A 21,269-nucleotide genomic window follows, 5' to 3' on the forward strand; every position below is an offset into this window, starting at 1 on the left:
GTACGATAGTTTGGCAAATAAGAAAGCGTCTTTATATATGTTCTCGAAGTACTATGGAAAGGAAGCATCTTACTTCTTTTTGGCAATAAGCAACACTGGTTTTAGTAAACGAAATAGGAAGAGCATTCTAAATACTTTTTAATTGAGCAGTTTTTTTAAGTATGTTCTGGTAAACAGCGTCAGCGTGTAGCATTGGGTTTCTTTGAATTCAGGTAGGAAGTTCTGGAGAATAAAGGATCACTTACATTTCGAACAATCAGGCTCCCCAATCAAATTCCCTTGTTTGTCCAATTCATATTTGCAGCATTGGCTGAATTTTTCCTTTAGAATATCTTTGGAGCGCCTTATCCGTGCCTTTACGTTTGCAAGACTTATTTCTAGGATTTTTGCTGCCTCCTCTTGTTTCTTTCCCTTTATATAAACCAATTCGACGGTTTCTCGATACAAAGTAGGTAAATCATTTATAAATCTATCAAAACAACAATAGGCTTCATTCTTTTCTGAACCGCTCTCCTCAATTTCCTCAATGGGAGCTATATATTTTGATTCCTTTTTGAAATGATTGGCAATTTCATTCCGCGCAATCTGAAAAAGCCATGCTTTTACTTTTTCTTCCTCCTTGACCTGATGCAGGTTTTTATGAATTTTCAAGAAGGTATTTTGAAAAATATCGCTGGTGGCGTTTTCGTTTTTTACTTTTTTTAAAATAAAAAAATAGAGTTCCTCATTGAACCTATTCCATATCTTTTCTGTTTCCATATTTAAAAATAACATAAAGGTTGGCTTTTATACCAACCTTTATTTAATTTAACAACAACTGCATTTGTCGCATTCACATTTTACACAAGGGCAGTTATTTTGCGAACAGTCGTTGCAGTTACAATTGGTGCAATCGCAGTTGGTACATTTACAAGTATTCATAATTACAGTTTTTAATATTCATAGAGTAGACTTATAAATGGGGAAAAGGATACATTTTATAGATTAATGTTTCAGTTTACTTCGGTGGCAAGTTCTATATGACCACTAATTGCTGGATATGGACCATTCTAATAATGAGTGGAAGTGGTGGTTTTAGTCTTTAGTTAAATAGAGGGACCGTACTATTTTGCTATTGGTGGAATTTGATGGATACAACTGAAAGGTTTTTTGCTATTTTATTCGTTTAATCTATTATCGAGATGCCTCCTAAAATATATAAATACGATTATTGAATATAAAGCTACTATACTCATAAAGATAATATACCTTCGGCGGGTGTAAGGCCTTTTATTTTCATCAGAATTTCTCAACTACACTGTTAAAACAACCAATCATTCTAATTGGTACTTGTTGATTTCTCGCCTTTATATTCCCTCAAACACATTAGTATTATTTTTTATTTATTTGGCTTAGCAGATTACTGACCAGTCGATGTTGTATTCTATATAGTTATTTATATTGACTATTCAGATAGCATTTTCAGCCTGCTTTTCCAACTTAATTTATATTAACCTAAATACTATACAGCTTTACTTGTATAAAAAACTTATGAAAATTATTTTATCCTGTTTTATCCTATTGATTTCTAGTAGTCTTTACCCTCAAGTTGGTATAGGTACTTCAGTGCCTGATTCATCTGCTGCTCTAGATGTATTTTCCAACAGTAAAGGACTTTTAATGCCGCGATTATCCACTGTAGAAAGAGATGCAATTTTACTTCCAGCTAATGGCTTAATGATTTACAATCATACATTGAATGATGGTCAATTAAATATTGGAACTCCCTTAGCTCCAGTTTGGATAGGTATCAAATCGCAAGAGGGCCCTATGATTGATTCTGTAACTGAAAGTGCGGTTGCAACTATCGCATCACCAACTAAAATATTGGTGCCAGGGATGACGATGTCGCCTGCTTTGGGCACTTACCTTGTTTTATTCAATGCCCAAATGTCTAATGAAACAGTGAGTCCTGCACAAGGTGTTATAGATTTAAACAAGATATATAATGATTTAATGGCTATCCCGGCCACTAACACAACCCACGGGCCTGTGTTTGGTAATGGGGAGGTTTTGACGCCGGGTATTTATGACTTGGCTGCGGCAACATCGGTTGCGGGAACACTTACTTTGGATGGGGGTAGCGACTCAAATTCCGTATTTATTATCAGAACTGGCGGTGCATTTTCTACGGGAGCTTCCTCAACGGTAGTTTTGACCAATGGAGCAAGCTCAAATAATATATTCTGGGTGGCAGAAGGAGCTATATCTATGGGCGCTACCACAACAATGAAAGGAACCTTGCTAGCACATACTGGGGCGGTTACAATGGGTGCCGATTCAAATCTTGAGGGAAGAATGTTTTCTACTACTGGTGCTATAAGCATGGGGACGGGTACTCTTAATGCTCCCTCGGGAGTTTCCTATATTGATTTAGGAGTCCTTTCCACATTCGTAAAATTTAGCACTAATGGCGCAATTTCAAATTCTGGTGTCTCTACGATCAATGGTGATGTGGGCAATGCCGAAGGAGCCATTACTGGTTTTGGTGGGATTAACGGGAACGTCTATGGAAGCGGAGGAACATATAACTCGGAGGCCACTTACGGTATATATAAAAATGGGGTGGAAGTAGTGAATTCTAGTAGAACAATTAATGTGCATCTCTCAATAGTGTCTCTACAAGCAGTAGTTACTGTAATCGCAGGGGACGAAATTGATATTCGGTGTAAAGTTGATACTGGCGAAGCAGTGCTTAACCATAGAACCCTATCGCTGATTCGTTCCGGATATTAATTGCTTTGAAATTATAACTCGTGAATTCCTCGCTTCTCAACAACTAGCTCATGAAAATGCACATTTTTGTAAGTGTAGAAGAAGACAATGGGCGAGAGGCCTTTGCCAGCAGGTTTTAAAACTAATAGATAACTGCTGGGTTTATAATTACCTAAGTATTAATTCTAGATTGGATGTTATAAGGTACCTTTGCAAAAGTCTTAGTTAACCGTAGCTATTAAGTATCCTTTCATACGATTTCAGTGAATTGCTGAGGTTTTCTTTTAAATCCTTTTTTCTTATTAAGCACCTAAGACATAGCGGAATCAGTAAAAAATAGTTCCTCTTTTTAAGCAAAAGCAACCTCAACCCATGAGTACAGACATACAAATAAACAAGCCAGCACCTATTGCTTCCATTAAAGAAGTAGCGCTATTTGATAGCACTTCAGATATTGAGTTTACAATTAAAACCCTAGAAGCTGATAAACCTGTGTTGATAACAGAATTTTACAGCGACGGCTTGTTATTGCTCAAGGAGTTGAAAATGCATCTTAAAAGAAAGCTGTCCAACAAGACTTTTAAGGAGCAACGCGAGTATCGGGCGGAATATCACAAGCTGTCCAATCTTATTGTAATAGAAATTGTAGCGCATCGGTTGACAGTAAAAAAAGCCCCTGCAATTGGCTGGTTAGAAAAACTATATCCTGAAACGCCCGATTTCTTTTTGTCCTTCTCACAAATACAAGGATTAAACAGTGCATGGCAGTGGTACAAAAACGGCATCTCCATTCCTGTATTGCGAAATAAAGTACATCCGTATTACGGCACCTATTTCCCTACACGTTTTGATCATTTGGAACTTTTTGAGCAATGGTTAAAACGCTATACCGGGCCTAAAAAAACAGCCATAGACGTTGGGGTGGGCAGTGGCATCCTTGCCTTTCAAATGGTTAAACACGGTTTTCAAAAAGTTTTTGGTACTGATACAAACCCCAATGCAATTGTGGGATTGACCGAGTTTATGGGAGACACAAAGTTGTCCAGAAAGATAGAATTGGATCTAGGGCATCTTTTTGGGAATTTTGATAAACAGACCGAACTCATTGTTTTTAATCCGCCCTGGTTACCTGAATCGCGTAGCTTAGACAACATTGACCAAGCTATTTATTACAACAAAAACCTATTCCCTGATTTTTTTGCAGCCGCAAAGAAACGTCTTTTGCCAGACGGAAAACTAGTGCTTATCTTTTCTAATTTGGCACAAATAACAAAGGTGACCAAGGAGCACCCAATAGAAAAGGAACTAGCCGAAGGCGGCAGATTCCAGTTGGAAAAATGTTATAAAAAAACAGTAAAAGCGGCTTCTGATAAAACAAAGCGCGATGCGCATTGGCGGGCTTCGGAAGAAGTAGAACTTTGGGTGCTGACAAATAACTAGCTTTTTTATTTGACATAAGCAGTTCGAAATACAAGGGCTGGACGGCCTTGTCCGCAGATACATACTTTTAGTTAAGTGTATCCAATTAACCCTGCTTTAATGCCTATTTTTGCAGCTTCTATTATTTATAAGAAAATATGCGGCATTTAAAAGAAACAACAAAGAACAAGGACAAATCGAAGCCAAAAGTTACTATGGTACAGGCTTTCAAAACGATAATTTGGCCGAGGCGAAATTTAGTTTTTATAGGTTTAATCTTAATCGTAATTAAAAGTTTGTCCGGTTTGGTTTTACCGTGGCAGAGTAAAGTATTACTCGATGATGTTGTTCCCAATAAAGATTACTCCCAACTCTATACCTTAATAGCCATAGTAATTACTGCCATAACAGTTCAGGCTTTAACCTCATTTTTACTTACCAGGATACTAAGTGTACAAGCGCAATATTTAATTAGTGAATTGCGGTCTCAAGTACAGAAAAAAGTACTTTCATTACCTATCAGTTTTTTCGATAACACCAAATCTGGGGCGCTGGTTTCAAGGATTATGACCGATGTGGAAGGCGTTAGAAACCTAATAGGCACAGGCTTAGTGCAGTTGGTAGGCGGTTCGTTTACGGCTGTAGTATCCTTAATTATTTTGATAAAACTAAATGCCTGGATGACGCTTTTTGTGTTTGTTCCCTTGTCCATATTCGGCTTGATAGCATTGAAGGCCTTTAAATATATTCGTCCCATTTTTAGAACACGTGGTAATATTAATGCCGAAGTTACCGGAAGGCTAACCGAAACCCTTGCGGGAGTTCGGGTTATTAAGGCATTTAATGCAGAAGAACAAGAAAACATTGTTTTTGAAAAAGGCGTTGATAAACTATATCAGAATGTAAAGAAGAGCTTAACGGCAACTGCTTTTATGACGAGCTCTGCAACGTTCTTAATTGGAGTAGCCACCACCGGAATTATGGGAATGGGTGGTTATTATATGATAATTGGTGAAATGACCACTGGGGACTTTTTATTCTTCACCCTAATCCTTGGGTTTATGATTGCGCCCATTGTTCAAATGAGCAATATAGGAAGTCAGTTAACAGAGGCATTGGCAGGTTTGGATAGAACGGAAGAACTCATGAACATGACTGCCGAAGAGGATAACCAAAACAGGAATATTCAATTGAATACCATAAAAGGCGACATTGAATTTAAGGATGTTTCCTTTTCTTATGAAGAAGGCAAACAGATTTTGCACAACATTAGTTTTAAAGCGCCGGCGGGTTCTGTTACTGCTTTAGTGGGAAGTTCAGGTTCTGGGAAATCGACTATTGCTGGTCTTTCGGCTACATTTTTAACCCCACAATTAGGGAAAGTTACCATTGATAATCAAGATTTATCGCAAGTTAAATTAAGCAGCTACCGTAAATATTTAGGGGTGGTTTTGCAGGATGAATTTTTATTTGAGGGCACTATTCGCGAAAACATCATGTTCCCAAGACCCAATGCCACGGAAGCAGAAGTACAATCTGCAGTAAAGGCAGCTTATGTAAACGAATTTACCGACAGGTTTGAAGCAGGTTTAGATACTTTAATTGGCGAAAGAGGGGTAAAGCTTTCTGGCGGACAAAGGCAACGTTTGGCAATTGCCCGTGCTATTTTAGCAAATCCAAAAATTATTATTTTAGACGAAGCCACTTCTAGTCTAGATACCCAAAGTGAGGCCTTAATCCAGAAGAGTTTGGCTGAATTAATTAAAGACAGAACCACGATTGTTATTGCACACCGTTTAAGCACTATTAGAAAGGCAGATCAAATTTTGGTCATAGAAGCCGGCCATATAGTAGAACGTGGCACCCATGACCAATTGATCGCTGCAGAGGGTAGGTATTTTGAGTTGTATACTTATCAGGCGAAGATTTAGGTTGGTGGCTTTAAGCTTTAAGCTGTAGGCTTTATTCTGGTTTGTGAGCTTGTGAACGTCATTACGAGGGAGGCACGACCGCCTGTGCTGAGCGGCGTCGAAGTGACGTAATCTGCCGTGGTTTAGTTTCAATGATGATACAAGATAAGCTCAAAAGATTAACTACGTTGAATCTTCGATTTGCCACGGCCTATCGGCCTCGCAATGACGGTATAGAAAAAATTAATCTAGTTCCAAAACCACAAGCCCAAAACCATTATTACTACTGATAGCAATCGAAGTAACGCTGCCGTCTTCAATGATCATTAAATTTCCGGTTTCCAGTATATAATCTACATCCAAAAGCTGCAATTGGATCGTACCGGAAGTTGCGTATAAGAATACATTCTTGCACTCCTCCTTAGGTTGGAGGGTAAAACTGCTACCTGCCCCCATAGCTATATGATATAAATCACTTTGCTGTTGGCCTGTGCACATAACATTAAAATCAGTGCAAGTGCCTATAGCGGTGGTTTTCCAATCGCCACTAAATTCTTCTACCTCAAAAGGTTTTAGTTGCTTGCTGTAGTGCCCCTCGTGGGTAATGGTGATTGCTCCCTCCAAAATCATAAGCTTCCGATGTACACCCGGCAAGGCCGTAAACGTAGATTCTGCAACTGCTACTTTCGCTGTACTTATTCTTACCTCAAAATTTCGCGCTGCATAGGTAGCGTTGGCAGGGAATATATAAAGTTGCGTAGTGCTGCCGCCAGACCATTGACTGGTGCTAAAATGCTGCTGGGAACGGATTGCTATTTTCAAAAGGTGAAAGCTTGTTTAGTGGGGCAAAGATATGGGAAATGTTAGTAGTGAGTAGTTAGTAATGAGTAATTAGTAATGAATAATTATTAAAATAGAGCATGTTGTATGCTCTCTGATGGTGTGTTAAGCCAATATTTTATTTAGAGTTTTTAGCATTTATTCAGGGCGGGTTATTGTTTGCTGATATATATCATTTTATCCCTTGCGATATCATACTATCTTTAGTATTCACAATTTAAGCATACAGATTATGAAACCCAATGCTTCCTATTACCAAAGTAAAAAAGAGTTCCGTTTATTAGTAACCACTTCATTTCCTACTCTTATTCAACTAAAAAAAGAAGGCAAGCAAGCTTCTTTTAATGAATTGGTATTAAAAATAATGCCCCAGATAAGACAGTATGTAAATGAAAGATTGAATAGAGCCATAAAAAAAGGAAACTTTTCCAAAGGGAAGTATAAAGCAGATGATTTTATCGATCAATTATTTATTGAAATCTACGATAATATTGAAGCGGTTGAACATGAAAAATATTTCTATCTATGGTTGTTTAAAAAAACCAATGAACTCTTGGAAGATGCTGTAGTAGAGGAGGAGTATGATGACTTATTCTTTAAAAATATTGATGCGTATTCCAAACCTGAGTGGGATGCAATGCAGGAAAAATACAGTACGGACGGCGGTGGAGATTTACTGATGATTGAGGAACTGGACGATATGTCGTATAACCACAATGATTATACCTTGAACCATGTATTTATAGAGGATAAGGAGAAGGGTTTGATTAAAAAAATAGATAAAGATATAAGTGAGGAAGCAATTCAAAATCACATAAACCTGGTGTTACATAATTTACCCTTGGCATCGCGAAATGTTTTTGAATTGTATACAAATCAGCAGCTGGAGTTAGAAGAAATTGCACATATACGAAATACGACCGTTAGTGAAGTTGAGCAACTTTTAAAAGATGCCAGAAAAGCGTTACAGCTAAGTTTTTTCAATAGATACCCTCGGGATTGAGTTAGTTGTTAGTATTGAGTATTGAGTATTGAGTAATTAGTAGTGAGTAATTACCAATACTAAGGATACTTTAGGCTGTAGGCTGGGTGAATCTGTGAATGTGTGAATCTGTGAGTACCCAGCAGGGGTCTGCACCAACGGGGGCTGGTTTTCCTCAGTTTAATTTTCCAAGTTCAATGTCAATTTCTTTATGGATCTGTTCCAATTGCGGCGCATATTTTTCCGTATTTTCTTCAATTGCTTTTCGGAATAACTCAAAAGCTTGAATTCGAAGCTTGGAATATCTTAGTAAAATTTGGTTTTGTTCATTTAGCTCAGAGGGTAAATCCTTAAAGGAATTTGTTTTGTTTATTATCTCAACATTTTCTTTCCATTTTGGAATTGTTTTTTCATCCAACTCTTGAAGTAGAGAACTTCTCGTTTCTGTATTTAGATGGTCAAAAAAAACTAAAGTCTCGTTTTCATTTTTTGAAAACTGCTCAATTTCAGCGTCATATTTGTCATACAGCTCGTTATCTGTTGAGAGGTAAACGTACCCAAAAATTCCAATCCCAATTATTAGCAACGAAACAATTCCAACTCCTGCAGCCCTCCAACCAGAGAAAAAAGAATTGTTATTTTCTTTATGGGCTTTTAGAATATCACCTTGTTTCCATTCTACAAATCCCCAAATAAATGCGGTATAGATTAAAGGAATTATTTGTCTCGGAATTTTGTCAATCAGTGTTGTTGAAAGCATAAATAAACCGCCAAATAGAAGTATCGTTGTAACAATCCCGATAATTAAAGCTGTACGACCTTCATCAGGTTTGTTTAAAGCCTTATAATTTTCGCCAATTAAATAACCTGCGGCTAATGGACCACCTAAAAATGTGGCTCCACTTATTGCTACTGAAGAATAAAGCTTACTATTTTTAGTATTATTTTCTTGTAAATTTATATCGGTCATATTTTTTTAGAGTGTTGGCAGTGGTTTTTAATCTCTTTTCATGCTTGTCCATACAATGAGGCAAAGACCAATAAAGGCGCTCAAGGTTCTTATTTCATGATAAAACCACCACTTGTTTCTTAATTCCATCCAATTATTTGGAGGGCTATTCATATCCCAGGTCATTACAATACTATTAATCGGTTGATTTCCAAATTTGGTTATGAGGCCGCTTAAAATCAAAAATGCACTGGCAACTAGCAGGACTAAAAAAGCCATTTTTTCTTTTCTCCGTAGAAAAGCCGAAGCTAATGTCAATAAAATTGTAATCAGTCCCAATAATGGCATTAGAGTATTTAAGGCAATAATTACATTCTGTTGCTGTTCAATGAAGGTTGCGGCAGATAATGCATTTGGATTGTATCCAATCCATATTCCAAAGACTGTTCCAGCTACCAAAGCTGCCATAATTATGTTGCTAAATCGAATAATTTGTATTGTCATATTTTCTGATTCAACTATTTAGATTTGTTGCGTTAAGTTATTTAATTCGGGTCTGGATGTCCAAATTACTGCCAAAATGGGAATAAATGCAATATTGCATTTATTCATCCTTATACGGTTATATTGTTTATCTTCAAATGCATCAATAATTCAACATCACCATTTACGGAAAGCCTTAACGGTGAGTATTTTATGTGAGGAGAATATCAAATATAGGAATTTGCTATTAACAATGAACAATTAGTAATGAGAAAAAGCTGTAGGCTTTAGGCTTTAGGCTGGGTGATGAGTTCTTGTTAAATTGTGTAATTGTTGAATTGTTGAGTTTATGAAAAAATACGTTTAATATGTAGCGTGTTGCAAGTGCTTTATAAGCCTGGCAAGCTTCACAACATACAGTTATTACTGTTTTACAAAGTTTTGAAATACTTTTACTCAACTAATTTTTTATCTTTATTCCCATTAAAAAAGATTATGAAAAACTTCTACCTTATTGCTTTAATATTGGTTTCTACTTTTGCGCAAGCACAAATTGTAACCATTCCGGATGCTAATTTTAAAAATGCTTTGGTTAATACCCTTTGTGTAGATACTGATGGAAATGGGCTAGGAGATTCTGATGCAGACACAAATAATGATGGTGAAATTCAACTAAGTGAAGCAGAGGCTGTAATAAGTTTACTTATAGACGCTCAAAATATTTCCTCGTTACAGGGTATAGAAAATTTTAATAATTTAGAAATGATGTCTTGCGGCGGTAATGATTTTACTAGCCTAGAATTATCGCAAAATTCTAACCTTAGGAGCTTAAGTTGTATTAATGGTCAATTAATTAGCCTAGTTGTAACGCAAAATCCCAATCTAGACTACTTAGCTTGTTATGGTAATCAAATAACTGCTCTGGATGTAACGCAAAATCCCAATCTATTAATACTTTATTGTTATCAAAATCAAATAACTGCTCTGGATGTAACGCAAAACCCCCTTCTATTTCAGTTACGTTGTCAAGAGAATCTGTTAACAACCCTAGATGTAACGCAGAATTCCGATTTAGAATGGTTGCTTTGCTTTGAGAATCAATTGATTAGTCTGGATTTAGGGCAACACCTTAATCTTATACATATATCTTGTTTTGATAATCAATTAACTAGCCTAGATTTAACGCAAATTCCCAATCTAGAAACATTTTTATGTTTTAATAACCAATTAACAAGTATAGATGTAACTCAAAATCCTATTCTGGATTGGCTTTATTGTGATGGTAATAACCTATCTAGTTTAGATGTATCACAAAATCCCATTATAGACCAGCTACGTTGTTATAGTAATCAATTAACTAGTTTAAATCTTAAAAACGGCAATAATTTAAATTTGACTGGATTATTTGCCTATGATAACCCAAATCTTAATTGTATTCAAGTTGATGATGAAAACTATGCAAATACACTTGATTGTGCGAATGATTATTGGTGTAAAGATGAATGGGCTGAATATAGCGAAGACTGCGCTTTAGGGCTGGAGAATAATAATTATATTACCTTTTCAATGTTTCCAAACCCTACCCAAAAGGTTTTAAACATTGAGTCTAAGGAACAAATACAAAATGTGAAAATATACTCTATACAAGGACAACTTATTAATGAGGTATCTGTTTCTAAGGTAGATGTTTCTTCCTTAGCTAAAGGATTATACTTTGTACAAGTTACTATTGAAGGTAAAACACTTTCTAAGAAATTTATTAAGCAATGAGAAAATGGCTTTAAGCTTTAAGCTGTATGCTTTAGGCTTTAAGCGACTTGGTGAATTAATGAATTAGTGAATTTGTGAATGGGTGAGTTTTAAAAAGAAATACCAATTCAACCACCATATTTCAAAGAACCCTACCTTTGCAGCATGCAATCCAAAATTCTTTTTATAACGCCCCCGTTTACGCAGTTAAATACTGCCTATCCGGCTTCGGCGTATTTAAAAGGTTTTATGGAAGGTCATGATATAGCAGTGCAGCAATGCGATTTAAGCATTGAGCTTTTTACTGCCATTTTTACGGGCGATTTTCTTCGGGCTGTGTTTCAAGAAGCACAGGACTTAAAGCATTACGATTATCCGGAAGTTCGTAAAATGAAAACCCTGTACATTGCTCGGGTAGATGTAGTTATTGGCTTTCTTCAAAAGCAGGATCTAGCAACCGCACATAAAATCTTGGAGCCTAATTTTTTACCGGTAGGACATCGACTGTCTAAGGTAAATACCGATATTAAATGGGCCGCTGGAGACATTGGCATCATCGATAAGGCAAAACACTACGGAACCCTGTTTATTGAAGAGATAGGCGATTTTATCCACGCCAATGTAGATGAGTTTTTTGCCTTTACTAAATATGCCGAGCAAATTGGCACCTCGGCAAGTAGCTTTAATGAGATAGATGAGTTTTTAAGCTTTCAGCCAACCCTCATTGAAGAGAAGATGCTGGATATTTTAATAGAAAAGATTAAAGAAGAGCAGCCACTTTTGGTTTGCTTTACCATTCCTTTTCCCGGAAATCTGTTTGCAGCCCTGCGCTGTGCCCAGTTTACCAAACAGTTTTTTCCAGACATACACGTTGCTTTTGGGGGTGGTTATTGCAATACCGAACTGCGTTCGCTTACCGATTCACGGATATTTGAGTTTGTGGACTTTATTTCCCTGGACGATGGGGAAGGGCCATTATTAAAAATAGTTAACTATCTAGAAGGTAAGGTTGGAGTTGATGAATTGGAACGCACTTATGTGTTGGAAAATACACAAGTTGTGTATAAGAATAAAATTCCAAACACCATTTACCATCATAGAAACTTACCCGCACCCGATTATTCTGGTCTGCCTTTTCATAAATATGTGTCCTTTTTGGATGTGGTAAACCCCATGCACCGTATGTGGACCGATGCCCGATGGAATAAAATGACCATCTCGCACGGCTGTTATTGGAAACAGTGTTCCTTTTGCGATGTGAGCTTGGATTATATAGGGAATTACCAAAACACTACCGCAGAAGATTTAGTAGATAAAATTGAAAAAATAGTTTCTGATACAGGCATCACCGGCTTTCATTTTGTAGATGAAGCCGCGCCGCCTAAAATGCTTCGGGCATTATCCCTTGCCTTAATAGAGCGAAATGTAAAAATCACCTGGTGGACTAACATTCGCTTCGAAAAGACTTTCAGCTTTGAACTCTGCGAATTAATGGCGAAATCAGGGTGTATCGCCGTAACTGGCGGCTTGGAAGTTGCTTCCGACAGATTATTGGCCAAAATGAAAAAAGGGGTTGATATAGCCCAAGTAACGCGTGTTACCCATAATTTTTCTGAAAACAATATCATGGTCCATGCCTATCTTATGTATGGCTTTCCCACCGAAACGGAACAAGAAACCATCGATTCCCTAGAGGTGGTTCGGCAGTTGTTTGAACGGAATTGTATTCAGTCGGCATTTTGGCACCTATTTACCACTACGGTTCACAGTCCCATTGGCAAAAACCCTGAGGATTTCGGAATCATTGTAACGGGACCTGAATTTGAAGGTTTTGCCCAAAACGATTTATGGCATGAAGATCCGCAAGGTGCCGATCATCCAAAATATACCAAGGGATTAAACCTGGCATTGCACAATTATTTGAATGGAACTGGTTTCGCAGAACCATTACAAAATTGGTTCGAATTTCCGGTGACTGCTTCAGCACATCCTGCGGATTTGATCGAAAGTTTTTTATTGGAGGCAGTGGGTTCTACGCTTTAGACTTAAAATTTCTTGTTTTTTGCTCTTAACTCTTAAACTACAATCCCGCTTTTCTAATCACGTCCAAATTGAATTATTTCATCTGAAGTGTATTCATTCTCTGTTGCTTTTAATTTGAAGCCTTTAACGATGAGGTAGATGCCCAGAGAAAACTCAAATACCGCAACAGGAACTGCGAACAGTCCGGTTAAGGAGTCATGTTGGCCCATAAGGCCGGACAGCACAAAAATATCGCCTGTCAGGAGCACAGGGCCGCCAATCAGCCCAATCAGAGAAAGACTCCGAGGCACCAGCCGCGACTGGTATAGGAGGAATCCAAGCAGGATGTCGTTCACGGCTGGCAAAAAGCTCTGTCCAATAAGAAACATCCGGTCGTACATGGTGACTAATGTTCTGCTAATAACTAATGCATCTGCACCAGCTGCATTCTGCCGCATGGTCACAACCGTAAGAAGGAACATGACGCCAGCGAAGATGGTGCCGGCTTCAAGTACCCGGGAGCCGACCAACCCCAGCGCTACCCCTTCGTTTTGCTTCTTAAGCACAGGGTATAGTGCAACTGCAGTACCAATACATGCAAGGGCCATTATGATCTCGAGAATACCGCCAATGATTACCGAACTGTCCGGGCCAGTGCCTATGATGTAGTTCGGTTGGTGTACCGAACTGTAAAGAGCGAGCGTAGGAATGGAAACAAAGGTTAGTAAGTAGAGCACGCCAGCTGCCAGGGCGTGCTTCCGCATTGAACTCATCGGTGCCCGTTCTGTTGATACAGCAGTGACGCTTGTGTTTTTTCTATTTGAATTTATTTTTATCATTTCCTTAGTATTGAAGAAGTATATGTTGCGGGGTGTAAAATTTGTTATGTTAGTAGTCTGTAATATCTCCATTAGACAGATGCCTATGATTTATGAACTTCTTTTTTTTCCTAGTGGATTTTTTTTCCATTGCGTGGTGAAGTATAAACCTATATTTAGATACCTATTATACATTTCATTGGTATTTGAAATGTTTGTTAGCCCATAGGCATACCTAATATCTAAGGCAACTGGTTTTTGCTTTATTTTAAATCGGTAGCCTGCACCCGCCTGAATACCTGCATCCCAGCGTTTAAAGTCTTCAGTTGAGTTGTTAAATGAAAGGTTTTTTGATATGCCTTCAGTTTTATAGGTTCCGGAAACATTGTATGCAATAGAAGGCCCTGCATTTAAATAAAACCTGCCGATATTAAAACGGGCCAGCAAAGGAGATTCTATTGTATATAAACGGAGGCTGCTTTTGGGGATACCGGCTGATATGTTTTCTTTTAACTTTCCTCCCTTCGTAATAAAATACAATTCGGAAACAAGAGAGAAATTAGGGGTAATGCCAGCTTGAAATGTTGCCCCGATTTGTAAACCTTGCTCTGATTTCTTACTGTCCGTTAAGGTATTGTTTGACTTTCCGTAATTGAGGTCTGTGTTGACCATATTCAGCAAAGGGCTTAAATAGGTTTTAGCAGTTTCTGTGTCATTTTTACCCTTCTCTGGGCTGAATTCATTTGTTTGGCTAAATGTGTTTGTTTGTAGGAAAATCATACCTAGTATGAGTCCTATACTTACCTTTTTTTTCATGTTATTTGTTTTAGTTTTAATTAACTGGAACAAAAGTATATGAGTGGAAAAGGCCTTACAATACTGATTTATCAGTAACTTTATTCTAACAGTCCAAATCTTGAAGCAAACATTACTGCTTCTAATGAATTATTGGCTCCCAGTTTTTCTAGAAACCTTTGCCGGTGTGTATTTACGGTATGTAAACTTATTGAAAGCATATTAGATATTTCTTTACTTAAAAAACCATCCTTAACCAATTTCAATACTTCCCTTTCTCTTTTCGTTAATTCAATCTGGGCTGTGGGGGAGGGCTCTAAAGAAATGATTTGCCCTGTTCTGAAATTTAGTAATTGGACTTTAATCCCATTAAACTCTTCTTGATTCGGTGAAATATCAGTTACGCCCATCAACAGCCAGGTTTGGCCTTTCTTATCCAATTCTATTATTTGATACTGCTCAATGAGGCGTACATATTTATTTTGGGCATTTAACATTCTATATTCTTTGATCTCTTTATGATTTAGTTTTTCATCACTCGACAAAGAGTTGAGTATTTTTAATGTGGAAATGCCTTGTAGACTTAATTTTAATTTATCCTCAGGATGAATTTTGTCAGCAAAAAATTGTTGCCCTAGCTTTTCATAATCTGATTGAATATAACCCAATAATGTTCCGAAGTTTGAAGAGTAGAAAACGACTTGTCGTTTGTATATATCGAAAACATTTATTCCTGAATTAGAAATAGTGGATAATGCTTGTAATGCAACTTTATGTTTATCTAGTATAGAATAATCTAAATCTTTTTCATTAAAATTATATTGCAATAAAAATTTGAAAAAGATTTCATTGATACTGTCTTGCTCTGTCATTGGACTGAATATTTATTCGTTAAAAGATCATCATTTCAAAGTTTGTAATACACAAAATGTCTTGTAGGTAAAGGGCTCGCCTATGAGTAGTTGCGTGGTTTGAACTATTAATTTAACAAATACAAACCGAATAGAATATTCTTGTAAATTCCGAATTTAACAATCCAACAACCAGAATTCTATTCTCCCTCAGCTACTGCAATATTTTCAATTCCTTTTATTAAGGCATCAGGATTAAAGGAAATGCTATTAATTCCATTCTTAACCAAAAACTGAGCATATTCAGGATAGTCGCTCGGTGCCTGCCCGCAAAGACCGGTATGTGTTTTTGTTTTCTGCGCTTTTTTCAAGGTCATTTCTATTAACTGCATTACAGCGGGATCAAATGGATTGAATATTTCACTCAATAATTCAGAATCTCTGTCTGCCCCAAGTGTAAGTTGGGTAAGGTCGTTGGAGCCTATAGAGAAGCCATCAAAGTGTTTTGCGAATTCTTCGGCAAGCAACGCATTGCTTGGTATTTCTATCATTACATACAATTCCAAGCCGTTTTCATGGCGTTTTAATCCACATGCGCGCATTACTTCAATTACCTTTTCGGCTTCAGAAATTGTTCTGCAAAAAGGGATCATCAGTTTTACATTGGTCAGGCCCATTTCATCACGTACCATTTTCATCGCTTTGCATTCCATCTCAAAGGCGTCTTTGTATAAAGGATGATAATAACGGGAAGCACCTCTAAAACCAATCATGGGGTTTTCTTCACTAGGCTCAAATTGCTTTCCTCCAATGAGATTTGCATATTCATTCGATTTGAAATCACTCATCCGCACAATTACATCTTTGGGATAAAAAGCGGCTGCCATTTTTGCTGTTGCCTCAGCCAGTGTCTGAATAAAATATGCTTCCTTGCTTTTATACAGGCGCGTAGTTGCTTCAATTTTTTCTTTTGCAACCAAATCCTTCACTTTATCAAAATGCTTTAATGCCATAGGGTGAATGCCAATGGTATTGCTAATAATAAACTCCATACGCATTAAACCCACGCCATCGTTTGGCAAAAGAGAAAAGCCAAAAGCCTCATCGGGATGCGCCAGTATAAGCATCGCTTTTGTCTTTATTTTTGGCACATTGGAAATATCTATTACTTTTTCGTCCCATTTTAATACCCCATCGTACACAACCCCCATATTTCCGTTTGCCGTAGAAACGGTTATTTGTTGTCCATCCGCTATATTCTTTGTTCCATCCCCTGTTCCAACTACGGCACTGGCTCCTAATTCACGGGCAACAATGGCGGCGTGTGATGTTCTTCCGCCTTGGTCTGTAATGATAGCGGCTACTTTTTTTAAAACAGGATCCCAATCTGGGTCTGTGCGCTCCGTCACCAAAATATCTCCCTTATTTAATTTTGATATTTCAGATGGAGAACTTAGTATTCTTGCTTTTCCTGAAACAATCTTATTTCCTAAGCCTGCACCACTACAGAGCGTCTTTCCTTTTTCAAGTAGGGTGTATTGCTTGAATAGATTTTGTTTTTTATTGCTGTGAACAGTTTCTGGACGTGCTTGTACTATGTACATTTTTCCGTCTTCTCCATCTTTTGCCCATTCTATATCCATATGGCATTTGTAGTGCTGCTGAATAATACAAGCCCATTTTGCAAGCTGAACCACCTCTTTATCAGACAATACATATTGGTCTCTTTTTTCAGCCGTTGTATCCAGATTTACAATGGCCTCTTCTGGCTTTAAAATTTCATTTGCATGAACAGAAGAATACACCATTGTTTTTATTTTACTTCCCAACTTACGGGCAATGATAGGCTGTGAAACCTTTTCCAGCAAGGGCTTAAAAACCAGAAACTCATCTGTATTCACAGATCCTTGTACCACATTCTCACCCAATCCCCAGGCGCCAGAAACGAGTACTACATTTTCAAAACCTGAATCAGGGTCCATCGTAAACATGACACCCGAACTGGCAATATCTGACCGGATCATCGCTTGAACTCCAATAGATAGTGCCACCTTCATATGGTCAAAGCCGTTGTCGAGCCTGTATTTTATTGCTCTATCGGTAAACAAGGAGGCGTAACAACGTTGACAGGCCTTTATAAGGTTTTCTGGTCCTTTAACATTCAAATAGGTTTCCTGCTGCCCTGCAAAGCTTGCATTTGGAAGATCTTCGGCAGTAGCGCTGCTTCGAACGGCAAATGTTTTTTCTGAGCCAACAGCTAATTGCAATTTGGAATACGCTTCAATGATATTTTCTTTAAGTATTTCAGGGAAGTGACCTGAGAGTATCAAGCTTCTAACTTGGAGTCCGATTTCAGACAGATTATTGAAGGTGGTGGTATCTAACTTTGAAAGCAATTCGGTTAATTGAGGAACAAAATTATTTTCATTTAAAAACAGCCAATAGGCTTCCGCGGTAACTGCAAAACCTTCAGGCACCGCCACCCCTTTTGATAAAAGTGCTCGATACATTTCCCCAAGAGAGGCGTTTTTGCCACCTACAGTTGGAATATCCTTTATACTTACCTCCGAAAAATGTTTTATTAGTTCCTTCATTATTTCTGTTTTTTTAATCAACAATCAACAATCAACAATCTTTCAATCGCCTACAATCCTCCCATCATCCAGTTCTATAATTCGCTCCGTTTTATGGGCAAAATCTAGATCGTGGGTTACTACCAATAGTGTTTTGTTAAAAGTCTCAGTGAGTTCTTTAAAAATATTGAAGACAATATCGGCATTCTTGCTATCCAGGTTTCCAGTTGGTTCATCACACATTATTATTAGCGGATCGTTAATCATGGCCCGTGCAATAGCGACCCGCTGCTTTTCGCCACCTGATAATTGATACGCCATTTTGTGCGCCAATTTTTCGATGCCTAGATCTTTTAAGAATTCATAGGCATTGTGTTCTAATTCGGCTTCGCTTAACTTATTCAGTTTAAACCCGGGGAGCATTACATTCTTTAATGCCGTAAATTCATTTAACAAATAATGAAATTGAAAAACAAACCCAATCTTTTCATTGCGAATGGCAGCTAGTTCCTTTTCTGATTTGTTGCGAATACTAACGTTATCTATAAAGAGCTCTCCCGTGTAGTCTGTATCCATCGTTGAAAGGATATAGAGCAAGGTAGATTTTCCACTTCCAGATCTGCCAATTATAGAAGCATATTCCCCCCGTGAAAGTTTAAAAGAGACATCTTTTAGAACATCAATCTTAACTGGGTCATGGAATGATTTGCAAATTGAACGCGCCTCTAATACTATATTATTTTCCATCTACTTACCTCTAATTATGAGTACGGGATCAACCTTACTAGCCTTTCTTGCCGGTAGCCATCCTGCCAAGTAGGTTGTTGCCAAGGCAAATATTGCTGCAATTGAATAATATTGAATTCCATAATTTATGGGGTAGGTGGTTACCGTTGGCAAGGAAGACGTATGGAAAGGAATGGCGTCAATGATTAATGAAAGTAAAAATCCGAAAAGTAAACCCGCCAAAGCTCCTGCAATACCAATACTCATTGAAATGGTGATAAATATTTTCTTTACATCGGCACCCGCAAAGCCTGTAGCTTTTAAAATGGCAATGGTATCCATTTTTTCATAAATCAGCATATTGAGGATGTTATAGATTCCGAACCCCGATACTATCAATAAAGTAATACCCACAGCATATGAAATTATAGAACGCACACTGCTTCCTGTTTCAAACTGTGCATTGGCAGTTTGTATATCTTCTGCATCAATCTTAAAAAAGTTTCCGTATTCACGGGCTAGGGCAGGAGCTTGGTCTATGTCTTTTAATTTTATTTGAATATCGCTTATATAATTGCTGTTCTCGCCAAGAATTTTCTGTGTGGTTGATAAGCTGGCATAGCTTTGCACCTTATCTATATCAGCAATGCCCGACTGAAAAAAACCGATAACTTTTAAGGAAAACTGCTCCCCCTCGGTGGAAGTCACGGTTATTATGTCGCCAATTTTGGCCATCATTATGTCAGCTGCCCCTTTTCCAAGAATTATGCTATTTGGAATGATTTTGAGTTCTTTGTAATCCCCATCAATTACATAATCACTAAAGGAAAAAAGCTTAGCCTCTTTTTCCGTATCTACACCATTTATAATTCCGTTGAGGTCAATATTTCCAAGGTTATAAAAAACTTGGGCGGTAATTTTAGGAGCTACACCTATAACACGTTCGTCTTTGTTTAGTTGGTTGATAATCTGTTGTGCATTGTAAATTTCTTTTCGGGTATTGGTCGGCTTTACAGAGCTAATAAAATTATGGTGATTCTTGTATTCTTTGCTCAAATCAATAGGCTGCAACTTGGAGGGTAGAATATCGTTGTACAGTCTTACGTGCGGGGTTCGGTTTAAAACCATGCCATCTAGCAACTCATTTAAACCTTCCATAAAACCGAGCAGGGATATAAAAAAGGCAATGCTAAACGTTACACCAATGGCAGCAACAAGGGTTTGTTTCCAACGAGCAAGCATAAGGGCAATAGCAATTTCTGTAATATGTTTTACCTTCATTCTTCCGGCAGTTCTATTATAGTGGTCTTATTTATCCCACTTTTTATTTCAACTAGATCATAATCCATTAAGCCTGTCTCTACTTTTTGGAGCGTACCTCCTTCTAGCATAACATAGGTATCGTTGATTAAATAATTTCTCGGAATGGTTAGGGCATCTTCTTTTGTGTTGATCAAAATATTAGCCTCTGCCGTAAGATTTGGAAAAAGAGCGCCAGGTTTTTTAGTAAAGATTGCTTCAGCCTGAAAGGAACGCGTTCTTATGTTCATCATTGGATCAATAGTGATAATTTCAGCTTCAAACACCTGATTTTTATAACTGTCCATCCTAATAAGTACTTGCTGGCCTTTCTTTACTTTTACGATATCAAGCTCGTCAATGCTCAATTCTATAATAAACTCATCTGTACCAATTACAGCTTCGGGTTCTAGGCCATTTGTTAACTCGCCTTCCTCTTTGTTAATTTTGTAAACCACACCATCTACCTCGCTTCTTATAATGAAATCATCTTCCATTAGCTTTGCGATTTCTAAATTGTTCTTACTTTGGTCTGACAGCAGTTTTAACTGACGTTTTAAGTCCTGATAATTAGTACTGGCACTAGCTAAATCTACTTTAGCGTTTTCAAAACTTAATTCCCTTTGTTCAAGTTCTACCTTGCTTCCTATGTTATTGCTCCATAGATTTTTTTGCCTATAGTATAACAGGGAATCATTTATGCGTTTTTTAGTTGCCATATCAATGGCTTTTCCTGCATCCTGTAATTTGTCGGCATTTAATTTATAGTCGGCAGTAGCTGAGGCAAGCCGCGCATTTTCAGTAGCTATTTTTAAATCTTTATTATCCAATTGAAAAATCGGGTCGCCCTTTTTTACCTGCATCCCTTCTGTGACAAATATTGTTTTGATTATGCCACTAAACCTACTGTACACTTCGTACTGCTTATTGCTTTTTATAAACCCCGAGGCGTAAACGCTTTCAGTAATGCTTTTAACTTCAGGTGTAATGGACTCTCTTTTGTTAGTGCAGGATAGCGTTAAGTAAATAAATACTGAAAGTAGAAAAAGCAGTTTGTAATTCATTAGGCTAGGGTTTGTTTTTTAAAGGGTTTATTCTT

Annotated in this window: 17 protein-coding genes; 6 read left to right on the top strand and 11 right to left on the bottom strand. The window is 37.5% G+C overall.

The genetic code is table 11. The annotated features are described in order from the left end of the window. Positions 1–237: 237 nt before the first annotated feature. Positions 238–759 carry a sigma-70 family RNA polymerase sigma factor gene (locus ESU54_RS13805; protein ID WP_111844796.1) on the bottom strand — a complete coding sequence of 174 codons (522 nt, stop codon included), beginning with the start codon at positions 757–759 and terminating at the stop codon, positions 238–240. A gap of 771 nt (positions 760–1,530) precedes the next feature. On the opposite strand from ESU54_RS13805, the gene ESU54_RS13810 reads away from it, so the two are divergent. The 3 genes from ESU54_RS13810 to ESU54_RS13820 all read left to right on the top strand — a co-directional run bounded on the left by ESU54_RS13810 (position 1,531) and on the right by ESU54_RS13820 (position 6,104). After that, a complete protein-coding gene (locus tag ESU54_RS13810) occupies positions 1,531–2,775 on the top strand; it encodes an ice-binding family protein (RefSeq protein WP_111844795.1) in 1,245 nt (414 codons plus the stop codon). 351 nt (positions 2,776–3,126) lie between these two features. Continuing rightward, positions 3,127–4,194, top strand: a complete 1,068-nt coding sequence (locus ESU54_RS13815) for a methyltransferase (protein ID WP_111844794.1) — start codon at positions 3,127–3,129, stop codon at positions 4,192–4,194. Positions 4,195–4,331: 137 nt separating this feature from the next. Then, complete coding sequence (locus ESU54_RS13820; RefSeq protein ID WP_111844793.1) at positions 4,332–6,104, top strand: ABC transporter ATP-binding protein; 1,773 nt, start codon at positions 4,332–4,334, stop codon at positions 6,102–6,104. A gap of 222 nt (positions 6,105–6,326) precedes the next feature. On the opposite strand, the gene ESU54_RS13825 is transcribed toward ESU54_RS13820, so the two are convergent. After that, entirely contained in the window at positions 6,327–6,905 is a 579-nt protein-coding gene (locus ESU54_RS13825; protein WP_111844792.1) for a HutD/Ves family protein, read from the bottom strand. A 250-nt stretch (positions 6,906–7,155) separates the two neighbouring features. Between ESU54_RS13825 and ESU54_RS13830 the strand changes: the two genes are divergently transcribed. Then, complete coding sequence (locus tag ESU54_RS13830) at positions 7,156–7,926, top strand: RNA polymerase sigma factor (protein WP_111844791.1); 771 nt, start codon at positions 7,156–7,158, stop codon at positions 7,924–7,926. A gap of 154 nt (positions 7,927–8,080) precedes the next feature. On the opposite strand, the gene ESU54_RS17990 is transcribed toward ESU54_RS13830, so the two are convergent. Further along, a complete protein-coding gene (locus tag ESU54_RS17990) occupies positions 8,081–8,875 on the bottom strand; it encodes a hypothetical protein (RefSeq protein ID WP_200830110.1) in 795 nt (264 codons plus the stop codon). A 27-nt stretch (positions 8,876–8,902) separates the two neighbouring features. Beyond that, on the bottom strand, positions 8,903–9,358 hold the full coding sequence (locus ESU54_RS13840) for a DUF1772 domain-containing protein (protein ID WP_111844790.1): 456 nt from the start codon (positions 9,356–9,358) through the stop codon (positions 8,903–8,905). Positions 9,359–9,832: 474 nt separating this feature from the next. Between ESU54_RS13840 and ESU54_RS13845 the strand changes: the two genes are divergently transcribed. Together ESU54_RS13845 and ESU54_RS13850 are read left to right on the top strand one after the other, a co-directional pair. After that, positions 9,833–11,107 (top strand): T9SS type A sorting domain-containing protein, encoded by a 1,275-nt coding sequence (locus ESU54_RS13845; protein WP_111844789.1) that lies wholly within the window; start codon positions 9,833–9,835, stop codon positions 11,105–11,107. Between the two features lie 144 nt (positions 11,108–11,251). Continuing rightward, positions 11,252–13,129: a B12-binding domain-containing radical SAM protein gene (locus tag ESU54_RS13850; RefSeq protein WP_111844788.1), complete on the top strand. Its 1,878-nt coding sequence runs from the start codon at positions 11,252–11,254 to the stop codon at positions 13,127–13,129. A gap of 53 nt (positions 13,130–13,182) precedes the next feature. Here ESU54_RS13850 and ESU54_RS13855 read toward each other — a convergent pair whose 3' ends face one another. The 7 genes from ESU54_RS13855 to ESU54_RS13885 all read right to left on the bottom strand — a co-directional run bounded on the left by ESU54_RS13855 (position 13,183) and on the right by ESU54_RS13885 (position 21,234). After that, on the bottom strand, positions 13,183–13,947 hold the full coding sequence (locus tag ESU54_RS13855; RefSeq protein WP_200830109.1) for a DUF4386 domain-containing protein: 765 nt from the start codon (positions 13,945–13,947) through the stop codon (positions 13,183–13,185). A gap of 90 nt (positions 13,948–14,037) precedes the next feature. Next, positions 14,038–14,742, bottom strand: coding sequence for a porin family protein (locus ESU54_RS13860; protein ID WP_200830108.1), 705 nt, complete (start codon positions 14,740–14,742; stop codon positions 14,038–14,040). An 80-nt stretch (positions 14,743–14,822) separates the two neighbouring features. Further along, positions 14,823–15,593 (bottom strand): LuxR C-terminal-related transcriptional regulator, encoded by a 771-nt coding sequence (locus ESU54_RS13865; protein WP_111844787.1) that lies wholly within the window; start codon positions 15,591–15,593, stop codon positions 14,823–14,825. Positions 15,594–15,772: 179 nt separating this feature from the next. Then, the gene (gene ppsA / locus ESU54_RS13870; protein WP_111844829.1) at positions 15,773–18,166 is read right to left on the bottom strand and encodes a phosphoenolpyruvate synthase; all 2,394 of its coding nucleotides are present in this window, start codon (positions 18,164–18,166) and stop codon (positions 15,773–15,775) included. Between the two features lie 42 nt (positions 18,167–18,208). Continuing rightward, entirely contained in the window at positions 18,209–18,892 is a 684-nt protein-coding gene (locus tag ESU54_RS13875; RefSeq protein WP_111844786.1) for an ABC transporter ATP-binding protein, read from the bottom strand. Next, the gene (locus ESU54_RS13880; RefSeq protein WP_111844785.1) at positions 18,893–20,152 is read right to left on the bottom strand and encodes an ABC transporter permease; all 1,260 of its coding nucleotides are present in this window, start codon (positions 20,150–20,152) and stop codon (positions 18,893–18,895) included. Then, positions 20,149–21,234, bottom strand: a complete 1,086-nt coding sequence (locus ESU54_RS13885; RefSeq protein WP_111844784.1) for an efflux RND transporter periplasmic adaptor subunit — start codon at positions 21,232–21,234, stop codon at positions 20,149–20,151. Before ESU54_RS13885 ends, ESU54_RS13880 begins: the two co-directional genes overlap by 4 nt. Between the last annotated feature and the right edge of the window lie 35 nt (positions 21,235–21,269).

It is taken from the genome of Aequorivita antarctica (assembly GCF_007997155.1).
Taxonomy (GTDB): domain Bacteria; phylum Bacteroidota; class Bacteroidia; order Flavobacteriales; family Flavobacteriaceae; genus Aequorivita; species Aequorivita antarctica.